General features: G+C 68.8%; 17 protein-coding genes. 6 read left to right on the top strand and 11 right to left on the bottom strand.

The window, feature by feature from the left end; genetic code table 11:
• Positions 1-114 precede the first annotated feature (114 nt).
• Positions 115-1,047, top strand: a complete 933-nt coding sequence (gene lipA, locus ABDW21_RS05865) for a lipoyl synthase (RefSeq protein WP_343600690.1) — start codon at positions 115-117, stop codon at positions 1,045-1,047.
• Between the two features lie 4 nt (positions 1,048-1,051).
• Entirely contained in the window at positions 1,052-1,807 is a 756-nt protein-coding gene (locus ABDW21_RS05860; protein ID WP_343600691.1) for a DUF4191 domain-containing protein, read from the top strand.
• A 14-nt stretch (positions 1,808-1,821) separates the two neighbouring features.
• On the opposite strand, the gene ABDW21_RS05855 is transcribed toward ABDW21_RS05860, so the two are convergent.
• Positions 1,822-2,280 carry an RDD family protein gene (locus tag ABDW21_RS05855; RefSeq protein WP_343600692.1) on the bottom strand — a complete coding sequence of 153 codons (459 nt, stop codon included), beginning with the start codon at positions 2,278-2,280 and terminating at the stop codon, positions 1,822-1,824.
• Between the two features lie 141 nt (positions 2,281-2,421).
• Between ABDW21_RS05855 and glnA (ABDW21_RS05850) the strand changes: the two genes are divergently transcribed.
• Positions 2,422-3,858 (top strand): type I glutamate--ammonia ligase, encoded by a 1,437-nt coding sequence (gene glnA, locus ABDW21_RS05850; RefSeq protein ID WP_343600693.1) that lies wholly within the window; start codon positions 2,422-2,424, stop codon positions 3,856-3,858.
• A gap of 105 nt (positions 3,859-3,963) precedes the next feature.
• Here glnA (ABDW21_RS05850) and ABDW21_RS05845 read toward each other — a convergent pair whose 3' ends face one another.
• Positions 3,964-5,307 carry a cytochrome P450 gene (locus ABDW21_RS05845; RefSeq protein ID WP_343600694.1) on the bottom strand — a complete coding sequence of 448 codons (1,344 nt, stop codon included), beginning with the start codon at positions 5,305-5,307 and terminating at the stop codon, positions 3,964-3,966.
• Between the two features lie 118 nt (positions 5,308-5,425).
• On the opposite strand from ABDW21_RS05845, the gene ABDW21_RS05840 reads away from it, so the two are divergent.
• The 3 genes from ABDW21_RS05840 to ABDW21_RS05830 all read left to right on the top strand — a co-directional run bounded on the left by ABDW21_RS05840 (position 5,426) and on the right by ABDW21_RS05830 (position 6,968).
• On the top strand, positions 5,426-5,827 hold the full coding sequence (locus tag ABDW21_RS05840) for a hypothetical protein (protein WP_343600695.1): 402 nt from the start codon (positions 5,426-5,428) through the stop codon (positions 5,825-5,827).
• A 23-nt stretch (positions 5,828-5,850) separates the two neighbouring features.
• Positions 5,851-6,429, top strand: a complete 579-nt coding sequence (locus tag ABDW21_RS05835) for a zeta toxin family protein (RefSeq protein ID WP_343600696.1) — start codon at positions 5,851-5,853, stop codon at positions 6,427-6,429.
• Positions 6,430-6,548: 119 nt separating this feature from the next.
• The gene (locus ABDW21_RS05830; RefSeq protein ID WP_343600697.1) at positions 6,549-6,968 is read left to right on the top strand and encodes a DoxX family protein; all 420 of its coding nucleotides are present in this window, start codon (positions 6,549-6,551) and stop codon (positions 6,966-6,968) included.
• A gap of 247 nt (positions 6,969-7,215) precedes the next feature.
• On the opposite strand, the gene ABDW21_RS05825 is transcribed toward ABDW21_RS05830, so the two are convergent.
• The 9 genes from ABDW21_RS05825 to ABDW21_RS05785 form a co-directional block, all read right to left on the bottom strand.
• A complete protein-coding gene (locus tag ABDW21_RS05825) occupies positions 7,216-8,346 on the bottom strand; it encodes an epoxide hydrolase family protein (protein ID WP_343600698.1) in 1,131 nt (376 codons plus the stop codon).
• Positions 8,343-8,576, bottom strand: a complete 234-nt coding sequence (locus ABDW21_RS05820; protein WP_343600699.1) for a hypothetical protein — start codon at positions 8,574-8,576, stop codon at positions 8,343-8,345. The genes ABDW21_RS05825 and ABDW21_RS05820 overlap by 4 nt, the downstream gene beginning before the upstream one ends.
• Before the next feature lie 373 nt (positions 8,577-8,949).
• Complete coding sequence (locus ABDW21_RS05815; RefSeq protein WP_343600700.1) at positions 8,950-9,810, bottom strand: TIGR03619 family F420-dependent LLM class oxidoreductase; 861 nt, start codon at positions 9,808-9,810, stop codon at positions 8,950-8,952.
• Positions 9,810-10,412 (bottom strand): PaaI family thioesterase, encoded by a 603-nt coding sequence (locus ABDW21_RS05810; RefSeq protein ID WP_343600719.1) that lies wholly within the window; start codon positions 10,410-10,412, stop codon positions 9,810-9,812. The genes ABDW21_RS05815 and ABDW21_RS05810 overlap by 1 nt, the downstream gene beginning before the upstream one ends.
• A 36-nt stretch (positions 10,413-10,448) precedes the next feature.
• Entirely contained in the window at positions 10,449-13,421 is a 2,973-nt protein-coding gene (locus ABDW21_RS05805; protein WP_343600701.1) for a bifunctional [glutamine synthetase] adenylyltransferase/[glutamine synthetase]-adenylyl-L-tyrosine phosphorylase, read from the bottom strand.
• A 58-nt stretch (positions 13,422-13,479) separates the two neighbouring features.
• Complete coding sequence (glnA, locus tag ABDW21_RS05800; protein ID WP_343600702.1) at positions 13,480-14,820, bottom strand: type I glutamate--ammonia ligase; 1,341 nt, start codon at positions 14,818-14,820, stop codon at positions 13,480-13,482.
• Between the two features lie 50 nt (positions 14,821-14,870).
• Complete coding sequence (locus tag ABDW21_RS05795; RefSeq protein ID WP_343600703.1) at positions 14,871-16,415, bottom strand: alpha/beta hydrolase; 1,545 nt, start codon at positions 16,413-16,415, stop codon at positions 14,871-14,873.
• 112 nt (positions 16,416-16,527) lie between these two features.
• Positions 16,528-18,105, bottom strand: coding sequence for an alpha/beta hydrolase (locus ABDW21_RS05790; RefSeq protein ID WP_343600704.1), 1,578 nt, complete (start codon positions 18,103-18,105; stop codon positions 16,528-16,530).
• Positions 18,106-18,136: 31 nt separating this feature from the next.
• The coding region (locus tag ABDW21_RS05785) for a WS/DGAT domain-containing protein (protein WP_343710182.1) at positions 18,137-19,002 on the bottom strand (866 nt) is incomplete at its 5' end.

Below are 19,002 nucleotides of genomic sequence, written 5' to 3'. Positions count from 1 at the left end.
CTTCATGGCCACGCGCTCAAAGTAGCTGAGGCACCACCACCGGCTACGCGCTCAAAGTAGGTGAGGCACGCCGCTCAGCTGGAAGCCCGGCGCTGTCCGGGTAGCATCGCGTGTGTGACTGTGGCTCCGGAAGGCCGGAGGTTGCTGCGCCTGGAAGTCCGCAACGCGCAGACCCCGATCGAGCGCAAACCGGCCTGGATCAAGACGCGGGCCCGGATGGGGCCCGAGTACACCGCGCTGAAGAACCTGGTGCGGCGTGAGGGCCTGCACACCGTCTGCGAAGAGGCCGGCTGCCCGAACATCTTCGAATGCTGGGAGGACCGCGAGGCGACCTTCCTGATCGGCGGCGACCGGTGCACCCGTCGCTGCGATTTCTGCCAGATCGACACCGGCAAACCCGCCGCGCTGGATCGCGACGAGCCGCGACGTGTCGCCGAAAGCGTGCAGGCGATGGGTCTGCGCTATGCGACGGTCACCGGGGTCGCCCGCGACGACCTGCCCGACGGCGGCGCCTGGCTCTACGCCGAGACCGTGCGTGCCATCAAGCGGCTGAACCCCTCGACCGGTGTCGAGCTGCTGATCCCGGACTTCAACGGTGACCCCGACCGGCTGGCGCAGGTCTTCGAGTCACGTCCGGAAGTGTTGGCCCACAACGTCGAAACCGTGCCACGCGTCTTCACGCGAATCCGGCCGGGGTTCCGCTACCAGCGCAGCCTCGACGTGCTGACCGCGGCGCGGGGCGTCGGGCTGGTCACCAAGAGCAATCTGATCCTGGGCCTCGGCGAGACGCCCGAGGAGGTGCGCGCAGCGCTGGTCGGGCTTTACGACGCGGGCTGCGAGCTGGTCACCATCACCCAGTATCTGCGCCCGTCGGCACGCCACCACCCGGTGCAGCGCTGGGTGCCGCCCGAGGAGTTCGTCGAGTACTCCGCCTACGCCGAGCGGCTGGGGTTCGCCGGGGTGCTGGCCGGGCCGCTGGTCCGGTCGTCGTACCGGGCGGGCCGGCTTTACCGGCAGGCCGTGCAGGCACGCCCAGCCGTATCCTGAGCCAATGGCAAGATCCCGCAACGCCGCTCAGAACAAGGCCGCCCGAGCCGAGGCCAGGGCCGCCCGTAAAGCCGCCGCCAAAGAGCACCGCAGCGCGCTGTGGCAGACGTTCACCGTGCAGCGCAGAGACGACAGGTGGCTGCTGCCCTACATGATCGGCGCCTTCCTGCTTATCGTGGGCGTGTCGGTGGCGGTCGGGCTGTGGGCCGGCGGGCTCACCAGGATCACGATGATCCCGCTGGGGGGGGTGCTGGGTGCGCTAATGGCGTTCATCATCTTCGGCCGGCGCGCGCAGCGCTCGGTGTACCGCAAAGCCGACGGGCAGACCGGCGCGGCAGCCTGGGTGCTGGACAACCTGCGCGGCAAGTGGCGGGTCACCCCGGGTGTGGCCGCCACCGGTCACTTCGACGCCGTGCACCGGGTGATCGGCCGGCCCGGCGTCATCCTGGTGGCGGAGGGATCCTCGGCACGGCTCAAACCCCTTCTCGCTCAGGAGAAGAAGCGCACCGCGCGGCAGGTCCGCGACGTCCCCATCTACGACATCGTCGTCGGCAACGGCGACGGTGAGGTGCCGCTGGCCAAGCTGGAGCGGCACCTGACCCGGCTGCCGGCCAACGTCACCGTCAAGCAGATGGACTCACTGGAATCCAAGCTGGCCGCCCTGGGATCGCGAGCGGGCGCGGCGCAGCTGCCGAAGGGCCCGCTGCCCGGCGCCGCCAAGATGCGCGGAGTCCAGCGCGCCGCGCGCCGCCGCCGCTAGCCCGGCGGAGCGGATCAGCGCCGCACGACGGCGGTGCCGGTCAGCCGGTCGTGCAGTCCGCGGCCGTCGGCGTCGACGAACAGCGCGGGTACGACGAGCGCGATCAGCAGCCCACGCAGGGCGGCCCTGCCGATCCCGACGTGGATGCGCTCGTCCACCGAGACCACCCGCAACCCCAGCAGGAACTGGCCCGGGGTGAACTCGAACAGCCGGACGGCGACCATCCCCACGACCAACCACACCAGCAGCTCCGCCGTGGCCAGCGCACCCCGCGAGACCAGCCCGAGCGTCATCGCGAGCGCGGCCAGCCCCAGGGCCGACAGCCAGTCGACAAGCAGCGCCGCCAACCGGCGGCCGGTGCGGGCCAGCGAGCGAGGCCCGCCCTCGGGCAAGCCCAGGCTCTCGCCGGGATATCCCCGCTGCCCGTCGGAGCCCGGCGGCCCGGACAGCCACGATGACATGCTGCGGGCCATGGCCCCACAATAAGGGCGAACGCGACCCGGCGTCGGCCAGACGAACCGCGCTCACGTAACCTCTGCGCAATGCCGGGTTGACGAGCGGGCAACATCGGCTCCATACGGTCAGTCCGCGAGTTACCAGTAGAGGAGCGCCCGGTGGCCGACACAACGCCCGACGACGTTTTCAAGCTCATCAAAGACGAGGACGTCACATTCGTCGACGTCCGGTTCTGCGATCTGCCCGGCGTCATGCAGCACTTCACGATTCCGGCGTCGGCGTTCGACGAGAGCGTGTTCACCGACGGGCTGGCCTTCGACGGCTCGTCGATCCGCGGCTTCCAGTCGATCCACGAGTCGGACATGACGCTGCTGCCCGACCCGGACACGGCGCAGATCGACCGGTTCCGGGAAGCCAAGACGCTCAACCTGAACTTCTTCGTCCACGACCCGTTCACCCGCGAGGCCTACTCCCGTGACCCGCGCAACGTCGCCCGCAAAGCGGAGGACTACCTGAAGAGCACCGGAATCGCCGACACCGCCTACTTCGGCGCCGAGGCCGAGTTCTACATCTTCGACTCGGTGTCCTTCGACTCGCGCACCAATGGCGCGTTCTATGAGGTCGACGCCATATCCGGGTGGTGGAACACCGGTAACGCGACCGAGGCCGACGGCAGCCCCAACCGCGGCTACAAGGTGCGCCCGAAGGGCGGTTACTTCCCGGTGGCGCCCAACGACCAGTACGTCGACCTGCGCGACAAAATGCTGATCAACTTGATCGACGCCGGATTCACCCTCGAGAAGGGCCACCACGAGGTGGGCACGGGCGGCCAGGCCGAGATCAACTACCAGTTCAACACGCTGCTGCACGCAGCCGACGACCTGATGCTGTTCAAATACATCATCAAGAACACGGCGTGGTGCAACGGCAAGACCGTCACGTTCATGCCCAAACCGCTGTTCGGCGACAACGGGTCCGGGATGCACGTGCACCAATCGTTGTTCAAGGACGGTGGGCCGCTGTTCTACGACGAGGTCGGCTACGCGGGCCTGTCCGACACCGCGCGCCACTACATCGGCGGCATCTTGCACCACGCGCCGTCGCTGCTGGCGTTCACCAACCCGACCGTCAACTCCTACAAGCGGCTGGTGCCGGGTTTCGAGGCGCCGATCAACCTGGTGTACAGCCAGCGCAACCGGTCGGCGTGCGTGCGTATCCCGATCACCGGCACCAACCCCAAGGCCAAGCGGCTGGAGTTCCGCTGCCCCGACTCGTCGGGCAACCCCTACCTGGCTTTCGCGGCGATGCTGATGGCGGGCATCGACGGGATCAAGAACAGAATCGAGCCGCAGGCGCCGGTCGACAAGGATCTCTACGAGCTGCCGCCGGAGGAAGCCGCCAACATCCCGCAGGCACCCACCTCGCTGGCCGCGGTGATCGACCGTCTCGAGGCCGACCACGAATACCTCATGGAGGGCGGTGTTTTCACTCCCGACCTGATCGAGACCTGGATCGCCTTCAAGCGCGAGAACGAGATCGAGCCGGTCAACATCCGCCCGCACCCCTACGAATTCGCGTTGTACTACGACGTGTGAACCGGCGGGAGCGTCGAGCTGGTTCGGTGACCTGACCCCCGGCGCACGGTACCCCGACGAACTTATGAGCGAGACCGCTACGGATGACGTCGGTCGCCGCGCTCCTTATCGGTGCGCAAGGACCACTTTGGCTCGGTTGACGGGCATCAACATCGGGCGAATCGGGTGTGCGCGAGCCGGCGGTCCCGGCAACGCGGTCAACGAGCGGTGTTGCAGCAGAGTGCGAAACAGCACACGCGCCTCGAAGGTGGCGAGCTTCGCGCCCAGGCAACGGTGAGCGCCGGCACCGAACGGAAGCCACGTGTAGGTGCCAGGTGGGGTGTCCAGGAACCTTTCCGGCAGGAACGTCAGCGGGTCGTCGTAGATGTCCGGCCGTTCGTGCACAGCCAGAAAGGGGATCACGACGACGGTGCCCTTGGGAAGGTGAATCCCGTTGAACACAGTGTCGCGCAACGCTCGCCGCGCGGTTCCGGGAACGGCCGGCCGAAGGCGCATCACTTCGCAGATGACGGCGTCCAGGTACGAGTCGTCGCCGGCGTCGACGCTGCGTCGCAATTCACTCAAGACCCGCGGCGAATGGCTGACGAACTCGGCGATCCACGACAACGTCACCGCGGTGGTCTCGTACCCGGCAAGAACAGTTCCGCGCAGCTCGCGGGCTAGTACGGCGTCGTCCTTGGGATGGTCGCTTTCGGCGTTCGTCTGCAGCACATGCTCGATCAGGCCACTGTCCGAGTACCCGCGTCCGGCCCGGCGGTCGGCGATCTCTTCGAGAAGGATTGCGTCGACTGCCTTCTCGTGTCGCCGTAGCGGAAGGTAGGGCAGCGCGTGCCCGCCGGCGAACACGCCCAGTGCGCTGAGACCCTGAAAACCGGGACTTTCCAAGGCCCCGAACCAACCGTGCAGCGCTCGTTGGAGGTCAGCAGTCACGCCGGGCTCGGTGACGCCGAAGACCACGGACATCATCACGGCGACCGAAAGTTGGTAACCGATCTTCAGAAAGCTGATCGGCTCACCGACCGGCCATTGGTCGAGGTGCTCGAGCATCACCGCGGCAATGGCGTCCTCGTAGGACTTCAGAGCCCGACCGTGGTAAGGCGGCGACACCGTCTTGCGCTCCGCGCGATGCTCGGCGCCCTCGAGGAAACTCAACGTGTCCGTACCGAAGATCACATCGTGGGCGGTCAGCCGGCGCAGAACCTGCCCGAACGAGAAGTCGGCGTCGGCGTCGATCAATAATGCTCGCGCGTCGGCAACCGAACTGGTGAGCAGCAACGGCGGCAACAGCGGCACATCCAGGACGACCCGCTCGCCCAGCCGGCTCAGCGGAGAGTTCGCCGCACCGGGCCACAACAGCGCGGGGATATCCCTCGCGGCCGAGCGCAACCGAGCGCGGGGCAGGTCGTGCAGGGTCGTGATCTGATCACTTGTGGAACGTGTCCGTTCCATAGCCGAACCCTAGGCTGACGCCGTGGACGGCTCAACCCCTGCGCACAGCACGGCAACTCCACCTGGTGTAGCACTATGCTACGGTGAGTTGTACAGTGCCGCCGGATAGGAGTCAGGCGTGTCCGAGGTCCCCGACCGTGTCACGCGCTTCGCCGCGGACCTGGTGGACAGTGCCGCCGCCGAGGGGGCTCGCCAAAGCCGCTCGGCCAAGCAACAACTCGACCATTGGGCCCGTGTCGGCCGAGCGGTGTCCAGCCAGCACACGGCGCCCCGGCGACGCGTCGAGGCAGCGCTGGCCGGCCGTCTCGCAACCAGCGAATTGAGCGTCGAGGAGGGCGTGGTGTTCAACGCCGAGATCGCCGCCGCGATCGAGGAGAGCCTGGCGCGCACCCACTACGGGGACGCGCTGACCGCTCAGGGCATCACCACCGTCGCCCTCAACCAGCACGGCGACATGGTCGAACACCGACCCGACGGCACCTCGGTAGTGCTGACCGCAGACCGCTCACCGCCATCTTGACGCCGTCGATCACCCGGTAACCGATGCGTCGCATCGATCTGGTTGTCGGGCCCAACGGTGCGGGCAAGTCGACTTTCACCGCGTTCACGTTGGCGCCGCTGCTCGTCGGCGCCGTCGTGGTCAACGCCGACGAGATCGCCCGACAGCGCTGGCCCGACGACCCTGCGGCGCATGCGTACGACGCTGCTCGGGTCGCCGCCGACACCCGGTCGAAGCTCATTGAGCTGGGCCGGTCGTTCATCGCCGAGACCGTGTTTTCGCATCCGTCGAAACTCGAGCTCATCCGCGCTGCCCATGCCGGCGGCTACGTAGTCGTCCTGCACGTGCTGCTGGTGCCCGAAGATTTGGCCGTCGAGCGGGTCAGGCTCCGGGTGCAGGCCGGCGGACACGACGTCCCGCAGGTCAAGATCCGCCAGCGCTATCACCGGCTGTGGGCGCTGGTTGCCCATGCGATCGCAGCGGCTGACACGTCCGCCGTCTACGACAACAGCCGACTGGAGGGCCCGCGCATCGTCGCCCGGCTCAGCGGCGCAGAGATCGTCGGCTGCCCTGCATGGCCCCGGTGGACACCGGCGCCACTGACATCGTGCTGGCCGAATTAGTCTGATCGCCAACGTATCCTGAGTCGCCGCGCAATCATCGCGGCGAGTTCGGCGGCCACCCGCTGAGCGCGGTGGACCGAGGTGCACCGTAGTACGAACGTGAGCTGTATCGTCGGCGCATGATGCGCGACGTGGAGGCCCAGCTCCATCGCCGTTCACCGTTGGCGGTCGCTGCTTTTCGGGTGGTGTTCGGGCTGCTGTTCTTGTGTCACGGCCTGTCCAAGCTGGTGGGTTGGCCGCTGCCACCCGCGGTCCCCGGCGGCGCCTGGCCGCTGTACTACGCGGGATGGATCGAGCTGGCGACCGGTGCGCTCGTTGCGGTCGGGTTGTTCACCCGGGCCGCCGCTTTCATTGCCAGCGGCGAGATGGCGGCCGCCTACTTCAGTGAGCACTCGACGCACGGGTTGCTGCCGATCGCCAACCACGGTGAGATGGCCGTGCTGTACTGCTTCGGCTTTTTCCTGCTGACCTTCACGGGCGGCGGCGCTTATGCGTTGGACAACCGCCGGCATGCACAGCGCGGTTGGTCCGCACGTTGAACACCATTGCCAGGCGCCATCGTTTGCGCGCGCACGACCTGGCGGACACCGGCTGATTCGCACCGCTGCCCGTTGCGGAGATGGCGCAAACGGCCGGGATGTATCGCCACTGCCAATACAGTTGACAGAGCACCCAACTCGACGCCGGCGCAAAGGAGCTGCGCTCCATCGGTCCCGGGACGCACCGCGTCGAGCACCGTGTGGATGCCGGCCGCGCCACCACGCTGCGCCGGCCCGGCCTCACGCCTCAGCGAACCGTCGCGAAGAACGCCCGGACGTCGTCGACGAAAAGCTCCGGCTGCTCGAACGCGGCGAAATGCCCACCGCGCGGCATGGACGTCCAGTGCGTGATGTTGTAGACGGCCTCGCACCAGCGTCGCGGCGTGGGCACTATTTCCTTGGGAAATGCGGCGACTCCGGTCGGTATGTCCACCCGGTCTCCCGTGCCGAAGCCCCGGAAGCTTTCCCAGTACAGCCGCGCCGAGGACGCACCGGCCGCGGTCGCCCAGTACAGCATCACGTTGTCGAGCAGCTCGTCGCGGCTGACCACGCTTTCCGGATGCCCGTCGCAGTCCATCCACGCCCAGAACTTCTCGACGATCCAGGCCAGTTGTGCCACAGGCGAATCCACCAGTCCGTAGCCGAGCGTCTGAGGCCGGGTTGATTGTTGCGTGGAATAGCCGGTGCCCCAACGGCGGTGCTGCGCCATGGCCGCAAGCGCCCGTTGCTCGTCGGCACCGGGCGCGGCGGTGGATCCCGCAACGGGCCGGGCGATCGGCATGTTCAGATGGATCCCGACGCAACCGCCGCGGTTGCGGCCGATCTCGGTGGTGACGGCAGCGCCCCAGTCGCCGCCCTGCGCGCCGTAGCGTTCGTAGCCGAGCCGGCCCATCAGGGTCTCCCAGGCCTGGGCGATCCGCTCGACGCCCCATCCGGTGCGGGCGGGCTTGCCCGAGAAGCCGTAGCCGGGCAGCGACGGGCAGACCACGTGGAACGCGTCCTCGGGGCGTCTTGACGCCGGATCGACGAGCGGCTCGATCACCTTGTGGAACTCCACGATGGATCCGGGCCAGCCGTGGGTGAACAGCAGCGGGAAGGCGCCGGCGTGCGGGGACCGCTGGTGGATGAAATGAATATCGACGCCGTCGATGTCGGTAGTGAACTGGTCGAATCGGTTGAGGGCGGCTTCCCGCGACCGCCAGTCGTAGCCGTCGGCCCAGTACCCGGCCAGCTCGCGGGTGTAAGCCAGCGGCATGCCCTGGCTCCAGTCGTCGACGCACTCGGCCTCCGGCCACCGGGTGCGGGCCAACCGAGCATGCAGATCGTCGAGCACCGTGTCCGGCACCTCGATGCGGAACGGTGTGAGTTCGGGGCTCACAGAATCCGCCGCGGTGACCTGCCCATGTGGTACCCGGCGGGGAAGGACTTCTCGATCACTCGCAGTTGGTCGTTCGCCTTCGACTCGAGCTCGAGGACCACGCAGCTCTCGCCGATGGCTTTGGACTCGAGAACGGTGTAGTGGTGACCACCACCGTTCACATCGGTGATCGGGTCGCCTGAGCGCAGTGCCTCGACGGGCACCAGTTCGGGGGTTCCATGTGACTCCACGCTGGCAACGTTAAGACAAATGGCCGATCAAGGGAACGCTTTCGCGGGCCGAGCCATCAGCGACGAGGGAACTCGGGGGCCGAGCACCCTGGAAACTGCCGCCTCGGGCCGGCTCATTCCCCGGCCGGGTCGTGGTTGAGCGTCGACTGTGCGCTGACGGCGTCGAGTGTGCGCTGACGGCGAGAAATCGCCGATTCCTCCGCCCCAGACGCACAGTCAACGCCCCAGACGCACAGTCAACGCCGGCCAACTCACGAGACGTGCGTAACGCCCGCCGACACGACCTCCCCCCGAGAAACCATCGAGACGGAAGAAACGGAAGTGGCATACGTGAGTATAGCGGCGCAGTAAGGTCACCGACCGCAGGCGGCCGCTACCCGTCGAGAGCGAGATCTTTGCGGAACCGCCGCATGCCGTCCACCTTCTCGGCCAGCGTGGCGTCCGGCCCCGCGTAGAACATCCACGGCATGGTCACGATGCCGGTGATACCGGCATCTGCGGCCCGCCGGTAGTCCGCGACGGTGAAAGCGTCGACAAGCGGGGTCAGAATGGTGAAATCGTCCATCGTCAAACCGTTTTCGACGCGCATCGCGCGCAGCCGACCGACCGCCTCGATCGCCCGGTCGGTACTGATCAAATCCCCGATCCAGCCGTCGTGCCGCGCGGCGCGACGCAGCGCGGTCGCGCTGAGACCGCCCACGTAGACGGGAACGCGCGGCGGCGTCGGTTGCATCTCCAGCCGCGGGGTCCGGTAGAACCTGCCGTCGAACTCGGTCCACCCCGGACTCCACAGCGCCGCCATCAGCTCGAGCATCTCGTCGGTGCGTTTGCCCCGATCGTCGAACCGCTGCTCCATCAACGCGAATTCTTCGGCGCACCACCCCACGCCGACACCGAGCTCCACACGGCCGTCAGCCAGGCAGGCCGCGGTGCCGATGGCCTTGGCCGCCGCGTACGGATTGCGCATCGCGGGGATGTAGACGGTGGTGACGAACCGCAGCCGCGTCGTCACCTGTGCCAGCGCGCCCACCAGCACCCACGGGTCGGGCCACTCGGTGAACGGCTGCCAGCGGCGCTGCCCGTCCCTGGTGTAGGGGTAGGGCGTGCTCAGTGTCTCCAGGTTGACGACGTGGTCGGGGATCCCGATGCCGTCGTAGCCCAACTCCTCGGCGGCCGTGGCGATCTCGATGATCTCGCGGCTGTCCAGGTATGCGCTGCTGATGTAGAACTTCATCACGATTCTCGGGCCCAGGCCGGCTTGATGAAAATCCCCTCGGCTTCCACAGTCACTCCCTGGGCATCGGAAAGATGACCGGAGACAAAGGTTTTCACTCCGTCGGAGCGTTCGACGGCGGCTTCGGCGCGCAGTGCCCCCAAGGGTGTGCCGCGCAGGTAGCGCACCGTGATCGTGCCGGTGAACAACGGCTTGGTCAGACCCTCGCTGGCCGCCTCGCCGAGCACGTGGTCGAGCACCAGCGCGCACACACCGCCGTGCACCAGCCCGGGCGGGCCCTCGTACACCGCGCCGAGGCTGAACTCGCTCCAGCAGCAGCCGGTGTCGTGGTGGATGGTCAGCGGTGGCGCCAGCGGGTTGCGCAGGCCGACCACCGCGTTACCCCACGCCAGCGGACGACCGTCGACGACGTGGCGCACACCGAGCGGTTCGTCGACTTGACGGCTGCGTAACCGCCGCGTCACCACCTCGATCGCCGTCCGCGCGTCGCCGATGGTGTCCTGGTCGGCCGTGGTCCGCAGCGTGGCGTCGATGAGGTCGCGCACGGCGTCGGTCAGCGGACGATACAGCGCCGTCAAGCGGTCGTGCTCGGCCATGCTCATCACCTCGTACGTGGTCTCCACCCTCGCTCTCCTCACTCAGCTCTCCTCACCGCCGAACACTTTGCGCACCAACGCTTTTGCGCGGCGCGTCACCCGTAGGTAGTTGTCCAGGAATTCGCCGCCGTCCCCGCCCGGCCACCCGGCGGCCACCGCCACCGCGTTGAGCTGGCGGCCCGGCCCCGGCAGCTGGTCACCCAGCTTGCCACGCACCAGCACGAGCGCGTTGCGGGCCCGGGTCGCCGTCAGCCAGGCCAGCCGCAGCAACTCGACGTCGTCGGCCGCCATGATGCCGGCCGACGCGACGGCGTCCAGCGTCTCCAGCGTCGAGGTGTTGTGCAGGGCCGGCACCGCGTGGGCATGCCGCAGCTGCAGCAGCTGCACAGTCCACTCGATGTCGGCCAGGCCGCCGCGCCCCAGCTTGGTGTGGGTGTTCGGGTCGGCGCCGCGCGGCAGCCGCTCGGCGTCCACCCGGGCCTTGATGCGCCGGATCTCGCGGACCGCGTCGGCCGACACCCCGCCGGCGGGATAGCGCGTTTTGTCGACCATCAGCATGAACCGCTCCCCCAGATCCGGATCACCGGCGATCCAGGTCGCCCGCAGCAGCGCCTGGATCTCCCACGGCTGCGCCCACTGCGCGTAGTAGGCGTCGTAGGAGGCCAGCGTGCGAACCAGCGGACCGTTGCGGCCCTCCGGCCGCAGATTGGCGTCGACGTACAGCGGCGGGTCGGCGCTGGGAGTGGCCAGCAGCGCGCGGACGCCCTCGGCGACCGACACCGACCAGCGCACCGCCGCGGCGTCCTCGACACCCTCGCCGGGTTCGCACACGAACAGCACGTCGGCATCGGACCCGTAGCCCATCTCGCCGCCACCCAGCCGGCCCATCGCGATGATCGCCATGCTCGCCGGCGCGGCGCCGTCGACGCCGGCGCGGATCACCGCGTCCAGGGCGGCCTGCAGCACCGCCACCCGCACCGACGTAAGCGCCTCGCACACCTGCCGGACGTCGAGCATGCCCAGCAGATCTGCCGACGCGACCCGGGCCAGTTCGCGCCGGCGCAGCGAGCGCGCGGACGCGATGGCCCGCGCCGGGTCGGCGTGCCGGGCCGCCGAGGCCACCAGCGCGGGGCCCACCGTTCCCGGCTCGACGTCGAGCAGCTTCGGGCCGGACGGGCCGTCGCCGTACTGCTGGATGACCTCCGGCGCACGCATCAGCAAATCCGGCACGTAGGCCGACGTGCCCAGGATGCGCATGAGCCGCTTGGCCACCGCGTTCTCGTCGCGCAGCGTGGACAGGTACCAGCGCTGACCGGCCAGCGCCTCGCTGAGCCGGCGGTAGGCCAACAGACCGCCGTCCGGGTCGGGAGTATCCGACAACCAGGCGAGCAGCTTGGGCAGCAGCACCGCCTGCACCCGGCCGCGGCGCCCGCTCTGGTTGATCAGCGCACCGAGGTGGGTCAGCGCGCTGTGCGGCCCGTCGTAACCCAGCGCGGCCAGTTGGCGCTCGGCGGCCTCCGGCGTCATGCCGTGGGAGAACTCCAGGCCCGCGGGCCCGATCGAGTCCAGCAGCGGTTGGTAGAACAGCTTGTCGTGCAGCCGCGACACCCGCAGGTTGTGCCGCTTGAGCTCTTCGCGCAGCACCCCGACCGCGTCGCGGCGGCCGTCGGGCACGATGTGCGCGGCGCGGGCCAGCCAGCGCATCGCCTCGTCGTCGTCGGGAGCGGGGAGCAGATGGGTGCGGCGCAGCCGCCGCAGTTGCAGCCGGTGTTCCAGCAACCTCAGGAACTCGTAGGAGGCGGTCAAGTTCGCGGCGTCGTCACGACCGACATAGCCGCCGGCGGCCAGCGCGGACAGCGCGTCGACCGTCGACGCCACGTGCAGCGACTCGTCGCCGCGCCCGTGCACCAGCTGCAGCAGCTGCACCGCGAACTCGACGTCACGCAGCCCGCCGCTGCCCAGTTTGAGTTCGCGGCTACGCACATCGGCCGGCACCAGCTGCTCCACCCGCCGCCGCATCGCCCGCACGTCGGCCACGAAGTCTTCCCGTTCACAGGCGGTCCACACCATCGGCATCAGCCCGGCCATGTACCGCTCCGCCAGCTCGGGATCGCCGGCGGCGGGCCGCGCCTTGAGCAGCGCCTGAAACTCCCACGTCTTGGCCCAGCGCCCGTAGTAGGCGACATGCGACTCGACGGTGCGAACCAGGTCGCCGTGCCCGCCCTCCGGGCGCAGCCCGGCGTCGACCTCGAAGAAGGTATCCGACGCCAGTCGCATCACCTCCCCCGCGACACGGTTGGACATCGCGTCGGCGTGCTCGGCGACGAAGATCACGTCGACATCGCTGACGTAATTCAATTCGCGGGCACCGCATTTGCCCATCGCGATGACCGCCAGCCGGGGTGCGGCGGCGTCGCCGCACACGCCCGCCCCGGCCACCGTCAGCGTCGCGTTCAACGCCGCGTCCGCCAGATCCGCCAGGTGCCCGCCGGTCGTGGCGAACGACAACACCGGCTCGTCCTCGACGGCGGGCGCCAGATCGAGGGCGGCCAGCACCAGCAGGCGGTCACGGTAGAGCGTGCGCAACCGGCTCATGACCGGCGTGCCGGACGTTTCGGCGACGCAGTCGCCGAACGCCCGCCGGAGCTGCTCCGCGGACGGCAAGGTCACGTCACCGCGCAGCAGCCGCCACGACCGCGGGTGTGCGACCAGGTGGTCGCCCAGCGCCAGCGAGGAACCCAGCACGGCCAGCAGCCGCCCGCGCAGGCGCCGGTCGGCCAGCAGCGCTGCGTTCAGCTCGTCCCATCCGATGCCGGGCGTCTCCGCCAGCCGGACCATCGCGGTGAGCGCGGCGTCGGCGTCCGGTGCCCGCGACAGCGCCCACAGCAGGTCGACGTGCGCCTCGGTGTGCCAGCCGAGTCGCGCCAGGTTGTCGGCCGCCCGCGGATCGACCAGCCCGAGCCGGCCGACGCTGGGCAGCGTCGGGCGTCGCGTCGCGGGCCGGCTCACGTCCACGACGGTAGCGCAACCGTTGTCAGGATCCGGGGCGCAGCTGCGGTGTCCGGCCGGCCGGCTACAGCGACAGATAGGCCTTCAGCTCGAACGGCGTCACGTGGCTGCGGTAGTTCGCCCACTCGCGACGCTTGTTGCGTAAGAAGAAGTCAAAAACGTGCTCCCCCAGGGCTTCTGCTACCAGCTCGGAGCTTTCCATCGCACGCAGCGCGGCGTCGAGGCTGGCCGGCAGCTCGCGATAACCCATGGCGCGGCGCTCCTCGGGCGTGAGGTCCCACACGTTGTCTTCGGCTTCCGGGCCGAGCGCGTAACCCTTTTCCACCCCGCGCAGCCCCGCCGCCAACAGCACCGCGAACGTCAGGTAGGGGTTGCACGCCGAGTCGGGGCTGCGCACCTCGATACGGCGCGACGACGTCTTGTGCGGGCTGTACATCGGGATCCGGACCAGCGCCGACCGGTTGGCCGCGCCCCACGAGGCCGCCGTGGGCGCCTCGCCGCCGTGCACCAGCCGCTTGTAGGAGTTGACCCACTGGTTGGTGATGGCGCTGATCTCGCTTGCGTGCTCCATGATCCCGGCGATGAACGCCCTGGCGACGTCGGACAGCTGCAGCGGGTCGTCGGGGCTGTGGAACGCGTTGACATCGCCCTCGAACAGGCTCAGGTGGGTGTGCATCGCCGAGCCGGGGTACTGCCCGAACGGCTTGGGCATGAACGTCGCCCGCGCCCGCTCCTCCAGCGCGATCTCTTTGATGACGTAGCGGAACGTCATCACGTTGTCGGCCATCGACAGCGCGTCGGCGAACCGCAGGTCGATCTCCTGCTGGCCGGGCGCGCCTTCGTGGTGACTGAACTCCACCGAAATGCCCATGAACTCCAGGGCTTCGATCGCGCGACGGCGGAAGTTGGACGCCGAGTCGTGCACCGCCTGGTCGAAGTAGCCGGCGTCGTCGAGCGGAGTCGGCGCCGACCCGTCGGCCGAACCGGGCTCCAGCAGGAAGAACTCGATCTCGGGATGCACGTAGCACGAGAAACCGAGATCGTTGGCCTTGGCCAGCTGGCGCCTGAGCACGTGCCGCGGGTCGGCCCAGGACGGCGACCCGTCCGGCATCTTGATGTCGCAGAACATCCGCGCGGAGTGGTGATGCCCGGAGCTGGTGATCCAGGGCAGCACCTGGAATGTCGAGGGGTCCGGCTGCGCCACGGTGTCGGATTCGGACACCCGGGCGAAGCCCTCAATAGAAGATCCGTCGAAGCCGATGCCCTCCTCGAAGGCGCCCTCGAGCTCGGCGGGTGCGATCGCGACCGACTTGAGAAAGCCGAGCACGTCGGTGAACCACAGCCGGACGAAACGGATGTCCCGTTCCTCCAGCGTGCGAAGCACGAATTCCTTTTGCCGGTCCATGACTGAAAACAGTATGCACCGCCAGTTAATCCTGTGTTACCGACGGCCCGCTAACACCGCACGTTACCGGGCGGCAACACCCGCTCGATGAAGTAACGCAGCACCGCGGTGTCGACGCACCGGTCGCCGTTGAACACCACCGTGTGCTGGGTGCCGTCGTAGGTGATCAGCGACGCATTCAGCTGACGCGCCAGATTGACCCCGGCCCGATAGGGGGTGGCCGGATCGTGCGTGGTGGAGACCACGACGGCCTTGCCGGGAGCGGCGGGCGCCGCCGGGTGCGGCGACGACGTCGCCGGCACCGGCCACAGCGAGCACAGGTCGCGCGGAGCGTAGCCGGTGAACCGCCCGTAGGACAGGAACGGCGCCACCTGGCGGATCTGCCGGTCAGCGCTCACCCAGGACGCCGAGTCGGTCGGGTACGGCGCGTCGACGCAGCGGATCGAGTTGAACGCGTCCTGGGAGTTGTCGTAATGGCCTGTGGCGTCCCTGCCGTTGTACTCGTCGGCGAGCACAAGCAGGTCGCCGGGATCGGTGTTGCGCCGCAGCCCCAGCAGACCGCTGGTCAGATACTTCCAGAAATGCGGCGTGTAGAGCGCGTTGATGGTGCCCATGACCGCGTCGGAGTAACCGAGCCCGCGCGGATCCGACGTCCTCGCGGGCCGGTACACCAGCGGGTCGACCAGCTGGTGGTAGCGGGTGACCCACTGCGCCGGGTCGGTGCCCAGCGGGCAGTCCGACGAGCGCGCGCAGTCGGCCGCGTAGTCGGCGAACGCGGTCTGGAAGCCGGCCTGCTGGTTGACGTCCTCCGCGATCGGGCCGACGGTCGGGTCGATGGCGCCGTCGAGCACCATGGTCCGCACGTGGTCGCCGAACCTTGCGAGGTAGGCCGTGCCCAACGCGGTGCCGTAGCTGAAGCCGAGGTAGTTGACCTGGTCGTCGCCCAGCGCCTGGCGCACCAGGTCCATGTCGCGAGCGACGGACGCGGTGCCGGCGTTCGCCAGGAATGCCGGGCCCATCCGGTCGGCGCAGCGCCGGGCCAGTTGCTGGTGGATCTGCTCGATGTGCGCCACCCCGGCCGGGCTGTAGTCGACCAGCGGCTCGCGTCGGTAGGCGTCGAACTCGGCGTCGGTCTGGCAGCGCAACGCCGGCGTGGAATGGCCGACACCGCGTGGGTCGAAACCGACTAGGTCGAAACGGCGGGCGATCTCGGTGTCACCCAGCGCGGCGCCCATCCCCGCGACGGTGTCGACCGCCGATCCTCCCGGCCCGCCCGGATTGATCAGCAGCGACCCGATCCGTGGGCCGGTCGCGGGAATCCGGATGATCGCGAGCTGGGCTTGCGCCGCACCAGGATTGCCGTAGTCGACCGGGACCGCCAGGGTCGAGCACTGCGCGGTCGGGATGTCGCCGGTGTCGTCGAGGAAACGGTTGCAGGTTCCCCACGACAGCTGCGGCACGCCCGACGGCGCAGAGACCGTCGAGCCCGGCGCGGAGTCGGCGCCCGGTTCCGGAGTGGCGCCGGCGGGCGGTACCCAGCAGACCAGCAGACCGACGGCGAGCAGCGCGGAGCCCCACCGTCTCGCGCGCCACATGACCGTCGATCGTCGCATGTGACGGCTACGGATCGTGTCGACCGAAGGTCACACCTCGGTCTCGTTATCCTCGGGGTTCCGGTCCGCGAGTGCCCGAATCGCTAGCGCCGGATCAGCATGTGGCGCCGCGCGGCGGCAGTGTGCCGTCGACGAAGTACGCGGTCGCGTAGTCGTCGATGCAGCTGTTGCCCTGGAAGACGACAGTGTGCTGGGTCCCGTCGAACGTGAGCAACGCGCTGTGCAGCTGTTTGGCGAGGTCGACGCCGGCTTGGTACGGCGTCGCCGGGTCGTGGGTGGTGGACACCACCACGGTGGGGGCCAGCCCGGGCACGGAAATGGTGTGCGGGCTGCTGGTCGGCGGCACCGGCCAGAACGCGCAGGTGCCCAGGGGGGCATCGCCGGTGAATTTGCCGTAGCTCATGAACGGCGCGATCTGGCGCGCCCGGCGGTCTTCGTCGATGACTGTGGCGCGGTTGGTGACGGGTGGCTGGTCTACGCAGTTGATCGCCACCCGGGCGTCGCTGGCATTGGTGTAGCGGCCGCGCCTGTCGCGGCGCATGTACAGGTCGGCGAGGGCGAGCAGGGTGTCCCCGCGGTCCCTCGTCAACTCGGTCAGTCCCGCGGTCAGGTCGTGCCAGAAGGCCGGGGAGTACAGCGCCATGATCGTCCCGACGATGGCGTCGCTGTAGCTCAGACCGCGCGGGCTCCTGGTGTGCGCCGGCGTGCCCTTCATCGGGTCGTTCTTGTCCACCAGAGGATCCACCAGGCTGTGATACACCTCGACGGCCTTGGCCGGGTCGGTGCCCAGCGGGCAGTTGGGGTCTTTGGCGCAGTCGGTCGCGTAGTTGTTGAAGGCGTCCTGAAAACCTTTGGCCTGCCTCAGATCTGCCTCGACGGGACTCGTGTTGGGGTCGATGGCGCCGTCGAGGATCATCGCCCGCACATTCTGCGGGTAGGCCTCGGCGTAGGCCGATCCGATCCGGGTCCCGTACGAGTACCCGAGGAAGGTCAGTTTTTTGTCGCCCAGGGCGTCGCGGATGGCGTCCAGGTCGCGGGCGACGTTGACGGTGCCGACGTTGGCCAGGAACCTCGTGCCCATCTTGTCGACGCAGCGTGCGACGTACGCCTTGGTCTCGTCCTGGATGTGCGCCACGCCGGCCGGGCTGAAGTCCACCTGCGGCTCGGTGCGCAGCCGGTCGTTGTCGGCGTCGGAGTTGCACCAGATCGCCGGCCGGGACGACGCCACGCCGCGCGGGTCGAACCCGACGAGGTCGAACCGTTCACGCATCCGCGGCGGCAACGACTGCGCCAGGCCCACCGCGGCCTCGATGCCGGACTCGCCGGGGCCGCCGGGGTTGACGATCAGCGAGCCGATCTTCCTCCCGGTCGCCGGAAATCGGATCATGGCCAGCGTCGCCGCGCCGCCGTCGAGGTGGTCGTAGTCGACCGGAACGGCGATCTTGCCGCACTGCGCGCCGGCCGGCAGCTTCAACGTGTCCCCGCTGGCAAGGCGACACTCGTTCCACGCCAGTGGTTGGCCGATCTTCGGTCCGGCCAGCAGCGCACGCCCGGCGACAACGTGCGTGCAACTCGCCACCACCAGAACGGTCGCGGCGAGCACGGTCCAGTTGCGCATGGTGCGCGCGATCGTGTCGCGGCGAGACGGGCCCATACCTGTCAATGCTGCCATGCGTTGGCGTCCGGGCCCTGTGACGACGCGGCTACCGGCTGGCCAAGAGTAGTTCCTCCATGGCGACGCCGAAGTCGTCGGCCATCTCCCACAGGTCCGGGACCAGCTCCGGGCAGGCGATCAGCCCGACGTCGAGCATGCCGTTCAGCGACATCACGGTGATGTTCAGTCCCGAGCCGTGGAAGATCGGCCCCAGCGGGTACATCGCCGTGACCTCGCAGCCCAGCAGATACAGCGGCGTCTGCGGTCCCGGCACATTGGAGATGACCAGGTTGTGCACCGGCCGGCTCCTGGTGATCCGGGTGCGGGCATAGGCGCGCATGGCCAAACCGAACACCGCCGGGGCGGCGAACTGCGACCAGTCCTGCAGCAGCGTTGCGCCGATCGCCGAACTGTGTTCCTTGGCCGCCGCATTCGCCGCGGCGATGGCGTCGAGGCGTTCCGCCGGGTCGGCGATCTGGGTTTCCAGCCGGGAGAACATTCCCGAGACCTGGTTGCGGCCCGGTCGATTCGACTTTCCGTGCACCGACACCGGCACCATCGCCACCAACGACGCGTCCGGCAGTTCGCCGCGGTCGAGCAGGTACCGGCGCAGCACCCCGGACACCAGCGCCATCACCACGTCGTTGACCTTGACGCCGAAGTGATTCTTGACAGTCTTGATGTCGCCGAGATCCAGTTCCGTGTAGGCGACGGTGCGGCGCCCGGTGATGCTGGCGTTGAACGGCGTTCCCGGTGCGGCGAACGGAGGCGCCATGGTGCGGCCGGCGGCCGCCCGCTGCACTGTCTTGACCGCCGACGACACGGTGGCCGGCACCACCTTGGCCAGGTGCAGCGGCCGCGAGGCGAAGCTGGCCAGTCCGCTGGCCACGATCTCCAACTCGCTGGCGCCGCCGG

The organism is Mycobacterium sp. (assembly GCF_039583805.1).
GTDB lineage: Bacteria > Actinomycetota > Actinomycetes > Mycobacteriales > Mycobacteriaceae > Mycobacterium.
The sequence above is the reverse complement of the archived record's forward strand: the minus strand, read 5'-3'. Positions and strand labels throughout refer to the sequence as shown.

What these genes read in the sequence shown, in the direction of transcription:
- ABDW21_RS05860 (WP_343600691.1), top strand. Translation starts at nt 1,052, where the DNA reads ATGGCAAGATCCCGCAACGCCGCTCAGAACAAGGCCGCCCGAGCCGAG.
- ABDW21_RS05855 (WP_343600692.1), bottom strand. Translation starts at nt 2,280, where the DNA reads ATGGCCCGCAGCATGTCATCGTGGCTGTCCGGGCCGCCGGGCTCCGAC.
- ABDW21_RS05845 (WP_343600694.1), bottom strand. Translation starts at nt 5,307, where the DNA reads ATGGAACGGACACGTTCCACAAGTGATCAGATCACGACCCTGCACGAC.
- ABDW21_RS05835 (WP_343600696.1), top strand. Translation starts at nt 5,851, where the DNA reads ATGCGTCGCATCGATCTGGTTGTCGGGCCCAACGGTGCGGGCAAGTCG.
- ABDW21_RS05830 (WP_343600697.1), top strand. Translation starts at nt 6,549, where the DNA reads ATGATGCGCGACGTGGAGGCCCAGCTCCATCGCCGTTCACCGTTGGCG.
- ABDW21_RS05815 (WP_343600700.1), bottom strand. Translation starts at nt 9,810, where the DNA reads ATGAAGTTCTACATCAGCAGCGCATACCTGGACAGCCGCGAGATCATC.
- ABDW21_RS05810 (WP_343600719.1), bottom strand. Translation starts at nt 10,412, where the DNA reads ATGAGCATGGCCGAGCACGACCGCTTGACGGCGCTGTATCGTCCGCTG.
- glnA (WP_343600702.1), bottom strand. Translation starts at nt 14,820, where the DNA reads ATGGACCGGCAAAAGGAATTCGTGCTTCGCACGCTGGAGGAACGGGAC.
- ABDW21_RS05795 (WP_343600703.1), bottom strand. Translation starts at nt 16,415, where the DNA reads ATGTGGCGCGCGAGACGGTGGGGCTCCGCGCTGCTCGCCGTCGGTCTG.
- ABDW21_RS05790 (WP_343600704.1), bottom strand. Translation starts at nt 18,105, where the DNA reads ATGGCAGCATTGACAGGTATGGGCCCGTCTCGCCGCGACACGATCGCG.